Origin of the sequence: Roseomonas sp. TAS13 (genome assembly GCF_001950415.1) — a bacterium.
Lineage (GTDB): Bacteria > Pseudomonadota > Alphaproteobacteria > Acetobacterales > Acetobacteraceae > Roseomonas > Roseomonas mucosa.
Map to the genome: position 1 here is coordinate 1 of NZ_BDLP01000148.1, position 10519 is coordinate 10519.

Below are 10519 nucleotides of genomic sequence, written 5' to 3' on the forward strand. Positions count from 1 at the left end.
ACAACCTCCACCTCGCGGAGCGCCCATGGCGGGGTCTCGGGGGGATACGATCCCCCTGAGCGGAGGGTCCGGGAGGCAGAGCCTCCCGGTTCACAGGCCAGACCCTCCAGACGCACCCTCTCAGGAGGCAAGGCCGAGGCGCTGGCGGACGAGGCGGAGGGCCTCGGCATAGGCGGCCTCGGCATCGAGCGCCGTGGTGTCGAGCAGGATCGCGTCCCCGGCCGGCTTCATGGGGGCCGTGTCGCGGGAGGCGTCGCGGGCGTCGCGGGCGGCCATCTCGGCAGTCACCGCCTCCAGCGAGACGTCCTCGCCCCGCGCCTGGCGCTCCTTCCAGCGGCGCTCGGCGCGTGCCTCGGGACTAGCGGTGACGAAGAGCTTCACCGGCGCATCGGGAAAGACCACGGTGCCGATGTCGCGCCCGTCCAGCACGGCGCCATTGGCGCGGCCGAACTGGCGCTGGAAGTCGAGCAGCGCGGCCCGCACGCCGGGAATGGCCGCGACCTTGCTGGCGCCGGTATCGGTGTCCGGGGCGCGCAGGCCGGCGCGGCCGAGATCGCCCGGCTCCAGCGCCCGCGCCGCGGCCTCGGCGGCCACCGCATCCCCGGGATCGCCGCCCCCGTCGATCACGCGGCGCGCCGTGGCGCGATAGAGCAGCCCGGTGTCCAGATAGGGCAGGTCCAGCGCCGCGGCGAGGCGGCGGGCCAACGTGCCCTTGCCGGCGGCGGCCGGACCGTCCACGGCGATGATCGCCCTGGTTCCGGCGGTGAGGGTCTCGGTGGCGGTCATCCGGATCTGCTCCCGTTCTGGTTGCGGCAACTTACAGGATGCGTGCGCCGCATCATACACCGCCGCGTCAAGCGGATGTGATCGCGCCTCCGCCCGCCACACGGTCCATCAGCCCGGCGAAATCCGGGAAAACCACCCCGGCACAGGCGCCATCCTCCACCGTCACCGGCTTTTCCGCCGCCAGCCCCAGCACCAGCGCGCTCATGACCGAACAGGAATCCGCCCCGGCGGCCATGCTGCCGCCGCCGGGCACGGGGGCACCGTCGCGCCGGATGATCAGGTCGCCCTCCTCGGCCTCCGCCGCCACCCCGTTGGCCGCCAGCAGGGCCATCACGGCCGCGAGGCCGCCGCTTTCCGCCCCCACCCCCCGGATGCGGCTGGTGCCTGTGGCGAAGGCCGCCGCGACGGCCAGCAACGGCAGGGCACCCTTCGTGCCGCGCAGCCGCCCGGCCGGGACATCCACGCCACGCAGGGCGGAATGCGTGGCGGTGACGTCGCCCACCGCCTCGCCCGCCTCGATGCGCTCACCGGTCACGGCGAGTTCGCCCCCCATCTCGCGCAGCGTGGCGAGCAGGCCGTTGCGCAGGAGGTTGAGTCCGACGCCGCGCACCGTCAGCCGCGATCCCGGCACCAGCAGCGCCGCCACCAGCGGAAAACCGGCCAGCGACGGGTCGCCCGGCACGGAAACCGGCGCGGCCACCAGTTCCGGCTGCCCGTCCAGCTCGGTCACGCGCGCGCCATCCCAGCCGGCGCCCTCCGGCATGATACGCAGCCGGGCGCCGAAATGGCGCAGCAGGTTCTCCGTATGGTCAGGGCTGGGCCCGGGCTCCTCCACCCGCGTCACGCCCCGGGCGCAGAGCCCGGCCAGCAGCAGCGCGGATTTCACCGTGGCGGAGGCCACGGGCAGCCGGTGCTCCGCCGGCAGGGCCAGGCGCGCGCCCTCCACCGCCAGCGGCAGGAACTCCCCCCCGCACCCGGTGAAGCGCGCCCCGCAGGCCGCGAGCGGCCCGGTCACCCGTCCCATCGGGTGGCGGCGCAGCGCTGCATCGCCGGCCAGCACCGCGAAGACCGGATGTCCCGCGAGCATCCCGCAGAACAGCGCGGCGGCACTGCCGGAACCGCCCATCTCCAGCACCTCGGCGGGCTCCGCCAGCCCGCCCACCCCGCGTCCCGCGACGCGCCAGGCGCCGGGACCGGCCTGTTCCACCCTCGCCCCCAGGGCGCGCAGGGCGGCGGCGAGGGTGCCATCGTCGAGCACGTCCAGGGCGCCCCCCATGGGAACGCCCTGGGCGAGGCGCGTGACCTGCACCGGCAGGTCATGCAGCCGGTCGTGCAGGTAATGGCCGGTGGTGGCGCCTTCCACCGTGGCGGGGAGGGCGAGGATCACCTCGCGGATGCCCTCCTCCGCCACGCGACGCACCAGGGGCTGGATGCGCAGATCCTCCGGCCCCACCCCGCCGAGCGGCGACAGCACGCCGCCCAGCACGTGGTAGAGGCCGCGATGCGCCCCGGCCCGTTCCAGTGCCCAGAGATCGGCCACGCCCTCCACCACGCAGACCAGCCCACGCTCGCGGTGCGGGTCGCGGCAGACATGGCAGGGGGATGCGGTATCGAGATTGCCGCAGACCTCGCAGGGCCGCACCGCCTCGGCGGCGATCCGCAGCCCGTCGGCGAGGGGCAGCATCAGCCGTTGCGGGTCCTGCAGCATCTTCAGCACGGCCCGCCGTGCCGAGCGCCGGCCATAGCCGGGCAGGCGCGACAGCAGGCCGACAAGCTGTTCGACGGGGTCGTTGGGATGGTTCATTCCATGCTCCGCGCCGCACCTTCCGCACCGCCGCGGGGCGCGAACCGGGCCTGGCCGCTACCCGGAACATATAGGGATCGGCAGGCGTTTCCGCGAGGGTGCCGCCGTGCTGTCCCCGCCCCGCGCCGGGTCGGCGGGAGGTCTGCCACCGGCACTACCGGCCGGATGCCGGCGCCATGGGGCGGCTTCCGGGTCGTTCCCCGGGGCCGCCGCCCCGCGGGGGATCGCGCCTACGAGGTCCCGGCGGCCGGGCACGGTTCAGAACGGCAGCTTGAAGCCGCCCGGCAGGCCGCCGCCCATGCCGGGGATGTTCAGCCCGGCGGTGGCCTTCTGCATCTCCTCGGCCATCATCGCCTCCACCTTCGCCTTGGCATCGGCATGGGCGGCGATCAGCAGGTCCTCCAGCACCTCGCGCTCCTCCGCCGACATCAGGGAGGGGTCGATGGCCACGCTCTTGAGGTCGCCCTTGCCGGAAAGCGAGACCTTCACCATGCCCGCGCCCGACTGGCCCTCGACCACCTGGGCCTCCAGCTTGGCCTGCATCTCTTGCATCTTCGACTGCATCTGCTGGGCCTGCTTGAGCATGTTGGTCAGGTTCTTCATGCACGGATGTCCTGGCTGAAGGTTGTCGGGACGCGCCGGAAGCCGCCGCGCCGAGGAGTATCTCCCCCGGTATCTAGGGCAGGGGTGGCCCTGCGTCACCGGCCCGCCCGGTTTCCGGTCCCTTATTCCGGGCGGCGATCCGCATCATGGTCCGGCGCTCTTGGCAGTCCCGGCCACGGGGATGAAGCTGACCGCCGGATTCCGGAGGGGGCGGCATGATCGACATCGAGAGGGTCCGGGCGGAAACGCCGGCCACCGCCCGGCGGGCCTATCTGCACAATGCCGGGGCCGCCCTGATGCCCGCGCCGGTGGTCGAGGCGGTCAAGGCGCATCTGGACCTGGAGGCGGAGATCGGCGGCTATGCCGCCGCGGCGCAGGAGGCTGAAAGGCTGGAAGGGGTCTACCGCTCCGTGGCGCGGCTGCTGAACGCGGCGCCCGGGGAGATCGCCCTCACCGAGAATGCCACCGTGGCCTGGCAGATGGCCTTCTACAGCCTGCCCCTCGGCCCGGGGGACCGCATCCTGACCGCCGAGGCGGAGTATGCGGCGAACTACGTTGCCTTCCTGCAGGTGGCGCGCCGTACCGGCGCGGTGGTGGAGGTAGTGCCGAGCGACACGGCGGGGGAGCTCGACCTCGCGGCGCTGGAACGGATGATCGACGGCCGTACGAAGCTGATCGCCGTCACCTGGGTGCCGACCAATGGCGGGCTGACCAACCCGGCCGCCGCCATCGGGCGGATCGCCCGGATGCATGGCATCCCCTATCTTCTGGATGCCTGCCAGGCGGTGGGGCAGATGCCGGTGGATGTGCGGGCCCTCGGCTGCGACATGCTCTCCGCCACCGGCCGGAAATTCCTGCGCGGGCCGCGCGGCACCGGCTTCCTCTATGTGCGGCAGGAACTGCTGGAGCGGCTGGAGCCGGTGGTGATCGACCATTTCGCCGCGCCCTGGGTCAGCCGGGGCGAGTACCGGTTGCGCGGGGACGCCCGCCGCTTCGAGACCTGGGAAAACAACTACGCCGCCCGCGCCGGGCTGGGGGTGGCGGTGGATTACGCGCTGGAACTGGGGCTGGAGGCAATCGGGACGCGCTGCCACGCTCTGGCCACCCGGCTGCGGGAGGGGCTGCGCGCGATCCCCGGCGCCACGCTCCGCGACCTGGGGCGGAACCCCTCGGCCATCGTCAGCTTCACGCTGGAAGGGCATGAGGCGCGTGCGGTGGTGGCCAGCGCCGGGGCGGCGGGGATCACCATCGGGGCCTCGGACCCCGCCAGCACGCGCATCGATGCCGAGCGGCGCGGTCTGCCCGGCCTGATCCGGGCCTCCCCGCACTACTACAACACCGAGGCGGAGATCGACCGGCTGCTGGCGCATTGCCGCGGGCTGGCGCGGGGCTGAGGCCGCCCCCGAAACGCGCGCTTCCGCGGCCCGGCATCGCGCGCCGGACAGGGCCCGGCCCGCCGTGATCGCCGGGGATGGGCGCCTAGCCCTGGCTTGCCCCGCGGCACCCGGCCGCGCCATGCTGCTCCCCAGGGGTGCGGAACGATCCCTGGAGGAAACAAGACAATGCGCCTTGCCGTGCTCTGCGGCGGCCTCGCCATGGGTTTCATGGGCGGGTTGCTTTCGGGTCCCATCCTGTCCCGGCTCGCTCCGCCCGCCGGCGCGCAGACGGCGGCGCCGGAGCTGGTGCCGCGCATCGTCAGCCTGACCGGGCTGACCGAGGACGAGATCGGCCCGCTGGTCAACGGCACCGACCTGCGCTCCCGCACCCTGGTCGCCACGGAGCAGGGCACGGTGGCGGTGCAGAGCGGCAACGTGTTCAAGCATTTCCATGCGGACGCCAACGAGATCCAGCTGGTCCTGGCCGGCAGCGGCTCCTTCTGGCTGGGCGACCGGCAGGTCCAGGTGAAGCCGGGGGACCTCGTCATCATCCCCAAGGGCACGGTCCATGCCGGGTCCCAGGCCAGCGAGGGGCGCTTCCGGGTCCTGGCGATCAAGCTGCCGCCGCAGCGGCCGGACGACACCCACCGCGTGCCGTAGCGGCCCGACGGGGCGCCACCACAGGTGCGCGCACATTTCGCCATCGGGGTGGATGGCAGCTTCGACATCGAGGTGGCGAGCCTCAGCCTGCAGGCCACGATCTGACCTTCGCGAAGGCCCGCCCGGCGCGGTGGGCTATCGCATCGCCAGCCCGCCATCGACGGCGTACTGGCCGCCGGTGACGAAACCGGCCTCCTCCGACAGCAGGAAGAGGGCCACGGCCGCCGCTTCCTCGTCACGGCCCATGCGGGAAAGAGCCAGCCGTCCCAGCACCCCCGCCTCGAAGTCCCGCCGGAAGGAATCCGCCATGAAGTCACGGAAATTCGTGTCGATGGGCCCTGGCACGAGCGTGTTGACGCGGATGCCGCGCGGGCCGAGCGCGGTGGCCCAGCAGCGGGCCAGGGACAGCATGGCGCCCTTGCTCGCGGCATAGACGCTGGCCATGGCCGAACCCTCATAGGCCGCGGTGGAGCCGGTGAGCAGCACGGCGCCGCACGGTCGCAGCAGGCTGGACAAACAGGCCATCTGCAGCACCGGGCCACGCAGGTTCGCCTGCATCATGGCATCGAAAAATTCGGCATCGACCGCCTCGATTGCGCAGACGGCGGCATAACCCGCGTTGAGCCACGCCCCGTCGAGGCCGCCACCCGAGGCGACCGCCTCGGCGAGTTCCCGTGCCACGCCGGGATCGGCCGCGTCGTTCCGCAGTACCAGCGCGGCCTCCGGCAGGGCCTGGCGCAGCGCCGCCAGGCGATCCGGGTCTCGCCCCGTCGCGATGACCTGGCCGCCTTCCGCGGCGATGCGTAGCGCCCCGGCCCGGCCGATGCCGCTGGTCGCGCCCGTGACCAGGATGCGCTTTCCGGAAAACCGGCTCATGGCGGAACCTCCTCCTGCTTCGCTGCCCGGAAGCTAGGCATCGGCGGACACCGGGATAATCCGCTATGTTCCGAGCGTAGTCTGTGGTGGATCGGGCATAATGCGGGGCAGCGACTTCACCGAGCTGAAGGCCTTCGCCACCGTCGTCGAGCATGGCAGCTTCGCCCGGGCGGCCGCGCATCTCGGCATCACCCCCTCCACCCTCAGTGCCATCCTCCGCAAGCTGGAGGAGCGGCTCGGCACGCGCCTGCTCCACCGCACGACGCGCAGCCTCGCCCCCAGCGAAGCGGGCGAGCGCCTGCTCCGCCGCCTGCGCCCGGCGCTGGAGGCGCTGGAGGCGGCAGAGCAGGACGCGCGGGGAAACGCGGCGGAGCCCGCCGGCCTGCTGCGCCTCAACGCCTCCCGCATCTCCGCCGTGCACTATCTGGCGCCACTGCTGGGTGGTTTCCTGACGGCCCATCCGGCGATCCGCGTCGAGATCACCATCGAGGACCGGCTGGTGGATATCGTGGCGGGCCGTTTCGACGCCGGCATCCGCCTGGGCGAGAAACTGCACCGGGACATGGTCGCGGTGAAGCTCGGCGGCGAACTGGTGATGAAGGTGGTGGCAGCACCCGGCTATCTCGCACGCCATGGGCGGCCCGGGCACCCGCGCGACCTGGCCCGCCATGCCTGCCTCGCCTACCGCAATCCGAGCGACGGCAGCCCCTATCGCTGGGAGTTCGAGCGCGGTGCGGAACGCCTGGAGGTCGCGGTGGAGGGGCCGCTCATCGTGGACGAGCCCGCCATGCTGCCGGAGATCGCCTGCGCCGGGGCGGGAATCGCCTATCAGTTCGCGCACCAGGTCGATGCGATGATCGCCGCGGGGCGGCTGGTGCAGCTCCTGCCGGAATGGACGCCGCCCTTTCCCGGATTCTATGTCTATTATCCGAGCGCCCGCCAGATGGCCCCGCCGCTGCGCACTTTCCTCGACCATCTCTCCCGCACGCGGATGGGCTGACGGCAACCCTGGTGGAGAAAAGACTCATGTCTGAAACCCCGGTCGAGATGGTGATTGAGCAGCGCCGGCGCGACCTGGGCGGCGGGATCGAGGTCGGGCGTATCCTGCCCTTCGCGAAGCGCCGCATGGTCGGCCCCTTCGTCTTCTTCGACCATATGGGGCCGGTCGACCTCGCCCCTGGCATCGACCGCTCGCTCGACGTGCGGCCACACCCGCATATCGGCCTTTCCACCGTGACCTATCTCTTCTCGGGCGAGATCATGTACCGCGACAGCATCGGCTCGAAGCAGCCGATCCGCCCGAACGAGGTGAACTGGATGACGGCGGGGCGCGGCATCACGCACAGCGAGCGCTTCGAGAAGGCGCGCGCCGAGGGCGACCGCCTGCACGGCATCCAGGCCTGGGTCGCGCTGCCCACCGGCGCCGAGGAGGCCGACCCCGCCTTCTCCCACCATGCCGGCGCCGACCTGCCGCAATGGAGCGAGGGCGGCGTGCACGGCCAGGTGATCGCCGGCAGCGCCTATGGCCTGACCGCCGCGGCGCGCACCCATTCGCCGCTCTTCTACGTGCATCTCGGGCTGGAGGCCGGGGCGCGGGCGGAGATCCCGGCGGGCTTCGCCGAACGCGCGCTCTACGTGGCCACGGGCGCGGTGGAGATGGGCGGCGTGCAGTATGGGCCGGGACGGATGCTGGTGCTGGGCCAGGGCCAGGGCCAATCCTCGCTCCGCGCCATCGGCGAGGCGACCGTGATGATCCTGGGCGGCGAGCCGGTCGGGCCGCGCTTCCTCTACTGGAACTTCGTCTCCTCCTCGAAGGAGCGGCTGGCCCAGGCGGCGGCGGATTGGCGCGCCGGGCGCATGAAGCTGCCCGATGCGGACGACCGGGAGTTCATCCCTCTGCCCGAGGGACCGATGCCCTCAGCGCCCGCCATGTCCTGAGGCGCCGGGCCGCCGGATGCCGTCGTGGGAGAGGCGCCGCCTCTCCCACGCCCTCTCCGCCGGGGACCGAAACCGTCCCCGGACCCCGGGCTTTCGCTGGTTCCGGCGGCTGCCGTCAGCCTGCCGTCCGATCCCTGGGAGCAGGCGGAAAGGTGGGGCTCCCAGGAAGAGGAAACACCTTGTCCGCGCTCGTGGCACCGGCAGTCCGCCGGAGAGCATGGCTCTCCGGCGCGGTCCGGCGCCAGGGAGTGCCAACTCACCGGGTCCAGGGCGCGAAGCGTCCTGGCGGATAGGGGGTCCGGGGCGAAAGGCGGAGCCTTTCCCCCGGGGGACGGCACAACACCGGACCCGCCGTCCGGATCAGTCGAGATCGTCCATCCCGGCGGGCTCGGCATCCGGCGGGGCGAATTCGCGGTCGTCGCCTTCCTCCATCCCGGCGGTGCCGAAGGCCGCTTCCTCGGCGGCGGCGGGGGGCAAGCCGTATTCATCCAGGGTGTTGTCCCGCACATCGGCGATCTCCGCGCCCGGGAAGGCGGCCAGCACGGCCTGCACCAGCGGGTGGCTCTCGGCCAGTTCGCGGGCCTGTGCGGCGACGGCCTTGCCCTGCTCGGCCAGGGTCGGCTCGCCCCCGGCATTGGAGAGCACCACGGTCCAGCGCCGGCCCGTCACCTCGCTCAGCAGGGCGGTGAGCTGGGCGGCGAGGTCGCGCGGGGCCTGCGGGAGCGGGTTCAGTTCCAACCGGCCCCGCCCGAAGGAGACGAGGCGGACGCTGTGCACCAGATGGGCATGCAGCATCGGCTTGCGGCCCGAGGCCAGGGCCACGACCTCGCGGAAGGAACCGGGCTGCGGCGCGGGCGCCGCCTCGGCATAGGCCACTGCCCCGCCGCCACCGGCGGCCATCACGGAGCCTCCGCCCCCGGCCACCATCGAACCGCCGCCATGGGTGGGCATCGCCGGACCGCCGCCAGCCATGCGGGCACCACTGTTTCCGCCACCCCCCATCCCGCTCCCTTGCGGAGCCGGGACGCTGCCGCCTTCCTGGAGGCGGCGCAGGATCTCGCCCGGCGTCGGCATCTCCGCCACGTGGGCGAGGCGGATCAGCACCATCTCCGCCGCCGCGCGGCGGTCGGGAGCGAGGGCGATCTCCTCCAGCCCCTTCAACAGCATCTGCCAGGCGCGGCCCAGCACGGGAATGGAGAGCCGGTCCGCCAGGGCGGCGCCGCGGCCCCGAAGCTCCTCCGGCAAAGTGGGATCGTTGCGCAGCGCGGGCACGGAGCGCAGGCGGGTGATCTGGTGCACCAGCTCGGCGAGGTCGGAAAGCAGCACGCCCGGGTCGGCGCCGACCTCATGTGCCCGGTCCATGGTGGACAGCATGGCGGCGACGTCGCCGCGCATGGCGGCCTCCATCACGTCCAGCACCAGGGCGCGGTCGGCCAGCCCCAGCATGTCGCGCACCGCCTGGGCGGTGACGCTGCCGCCGTCCTCGGACAGGGCGATGGCCTGGTCCAACAGCGAGAGCCCGTCGCGGGCCGAGCCGTCGGCGGCACGGGCGATCATGGCCAGCGCCTCGGGCTCCAGCCGTGCGCCTTCCTTCTCCGCGATGCGGGAGAAGAGGCCAGCCAGCTCCGCCTGCGACATGCGGCGCAGGTGGAAGGTCTGGCAGCGCGACAGGATCGTGGCCGGAACCTTGCGCAGCTCCGTGGTGGCGAAGATGAAGCGTACCCCAGGCGGCGGCTCCTCCAGCGTCTTCAGCAGCGCGTTGAAGGCCGGCCCGGAGAGCATGTGCACCTCGTCCAGGATGAAGACCTTGCAGCGGCCCTGGACGGGGCGGAATCGCACCTGCTCCCGCAGTTCCCGCACATTGTCCACGCCGTTGTTGGAGGCCGCGTCCAGCTCCATCACGTCCGGGTGCCGGTCGGCCAGGATGGCGCGGCAATCGGGGCAGACGCCGCAGGGCTCCACGGTCGGGCCGCCCTGGCCGTCCGGCCCGGTGCAGTTCAGCGCGCGGGCGATGATGCGGGCGGTGGTGGTCTTTCCCACGCCCCGGATGCCGGTGAGCATGAAGGCATGGGCGATGCGGTTCTGCGCGAAGGCGTTGCGCAGGGTACGGACCATGGCGTCCTGGCCGACCAGGTCCGCGAAGCTGGTGGGCCGGTACTTCCGGGCCAGCACGCGATAAGGCTGGGCTGGTGCCTCCGCGGGGGTCCCCACGAGCGCCTGGGCGGAGGCCGGCGGGGGCAGGGGGCCGGGCGCCGGGGAGGCCGGGGCATCCCCGAAGAGGCCGGGGCCCTCGGCGGGCGGCTCGGGGATCTCGTTCTCGGTCGAGGGAAGGTCGCTGGGCATCCGGTCCCGGGGAAAGGGCGTCGTGGACGACAGGTGGGGCGACTACGGAACCGGCGGGGGAAGGCGGTCCTGCTCGGGGTGGAAGACCGACACACGACCCGGGCGGAAACCTGTCTCTTGATCACATCTACGC

9 protein-coding genes are annotated in these 10519 nt (G+C 72.7%); 4 read left to right on the forward strand and 5 right to left on the reverse strand.

Features of this window, described 5'->3' with window-relative positions:
- Positions 1-120: 120 nt before the first annotated feature.
- From ROTAS13_RS12825 to ROTAS13_RS12835, 3 genes are all read right to left on the reverse strand, one after another.
- On the reverse strand, positions 121-786 hold the full coding sequence (locus ROTAS13_RS12825; RefSeq protein WP_019461366.1) for a d(CMP) kinase: 666 nt from the start codon (positions 784-786) through the stop codon (positions 121-123).
- A 67-nt stretch (positions 787-853) separates the two neighbouring features.
- Entirely contained in the window at positions 854-2590 is a 1737-nt protein-coding gene (gene recR / locus ROTAS13_RS12830) for a recombination mediator RecR (protein WP_075822543.1), read from the reverse strand.
- Between the two features lie 258 nt (positions 2591-2848).
- Positions 2849-3193: a YbaB/EbfC family nucleoid-associated protein gene (locus ROTAS13_RS12835; RefSeq protein ID WP_019460724.1), complete on the reverse strand. Its 345-nt coding sequence runs from the start codon at positions 3191-3193 to the stop codon at positions 2849-2851.
- Between the two features lie 215 nt (positions 3194-3408).
- Here ROTAS13_RS12835 and ROTAS13_RS12840 point away from each other — a divergent pair, with 215 nt between their 5' ends.
- On the forward strand, positions 3409-4587 hold the full coding sequence (locus ROTAS13_RS12840) for an aminotransferase class V-fold PLP-dependent enzyme (protein WP_075822544.1): 1179 nt from the start codon (positions 3409-3411) through the stop codon (positions 4585-4587).
- 168 nt (positions 4588-4755) lie between these two features.
- Positions 4756-5229: an AraC family ligand binding domain-containing protein gene (locus ROTAS13_RS12845; RefSeq protein WP_058389635.1), complete on the forward strand. Its 474-nt coding sequence runs from the start codon at positions 4756-4758 to the stop codon at positions 5227-5229.
- 135 nt (positions 5230-5364) lie between these two features.
- Here ROTAS13_RS12845 and ROTAS13_RS12850 read toward each other — a convergent pair whose 3' ends face one another.
- On the reverse strand, positions 5365-6105 hold the full coding sequence (locus ROTAS13_RS12850) for an SDR family oxidoreductase (protein WP_075822545.1): 741 nt from the start codon (positions 6103-6105) through the stop codon (positions 5365-5367).
- A gap of 100 nt (positions 6106-6205) precedes the next feature.
- Here ROTAS13_RS12850 and ROTAS13_RS12855 point away from each other — a divergent pair, with 100 nt between their 5' ends.
- Together ROTAS13_RS12855 and ROTAS13_RS12860 are read left to right on the forward strand one after the other, a co-directional pair.
- Positions 6206-7105, forward strand: coding sequence for a LysR family transcriptional regulator (locus tag ROTAS13_RS12855; protein ID WP_075822546.1), 900 nt, complete (start codon positions 6206-6208; stop codon positions 7103-7105).
- Positions 7106-7131: 26 nt separating this feature from the next.
- Entirely contained in the window at positions 7132-8043 is a 912-nt protein-coding gene (locus ROTAS13_RS12860) for a pirin family protein (RefSeq protein WP_075822547.1), read from the forward strand.
- A gap of 360 nt (positions 8044-8403) precedes the next feature.
- Here ROTAS13_RS12860 and ROTAS13_RS12865 read toward each other — a convergent pair whose 3' ends face one another.
- The gene (locus ROTAS13_RS12865) at positions 8404-10386 is read right to left on the reverse strand and encodes a DNA polymerase III subunit gamma/tau (protein WP_075822548.1); all 1983 of its coding nucleotides are present in this window, start codon (positions 10384-10386) and stop codon (positions 8404-8406) included.
- Positions 10387-10519 lie beyond the last annotated feature (133 nt).

Excerpts from the sequence above, each read along its gene's own strand:
- ROTAS13_RS12825 (WP_019461366.1), bottom strand. The coding sequence starts at position 786 with ATGACCGCCACCGAGACCCTCACCGCCGGAACCAGGGCGATCATCGCC.
- recR (WP_075822543.1), bottom strand. The coding sequence starts at position 2,590 with ATGAACCATCCCAACGACCCCGTCGAACAGCTTGTCGGCCTGCTGTCG.
- ROTAS13_RS12835 (WP_019460724.1), bottom strand. The coding sequence starts at position 3,193 with ATGAAGAACCTGACCAACATGCTCAAGCAGGCCCAGCAGATGCAGTCG.
- ROTAS13_RS12840 (WP_075822544.1), top strand. The coding sequence starts at position 3,409 with ATGATCGACATCGAGAGGGTCCGGGCGGAAACGCCGGCCACCGCCCGG.
- ROTAS13_RS12845 (WP_058389635.1), top strand. The coding sequence starts at position 4,756 with ATGCGCCTTGCCGTGCTCTGCGGCGGCCTCGCCATGGGTTTCATGGGC.
- ROTAS13_RS12850 (WP_075822545.1), bottom strand. The coding sequence starts at position 6,105 with ATGAGCCGGTTTTCCGGAAAGCGCATCCTGGTCACGGGCGCGACCAGC.
- ROTAS13_RS12855 (WP_075822546.1), top strand. The coding sequence starts at position 6,206 with ATGCGGGGCAGCGACTTCACCGAGCTGAAGGCCTTCGCCACCGTCGTC.
- ROTAS13_RS12860 (WP_075822547.1), top strand. The coding sequence starts at position 7,132 with ATGTCTGAAACCCCGGTCGAGATGGTGATTGAGCAGCGCCGGCGCGAC.
- ROTAS13_RS12865 (WP_075822548.1), bottom strand. The coding sequence starts at position 10,386 with ATGCCCAGCGACCTTCCCTCGACCGAGAACGAGATCCCCGAGCCGCCC.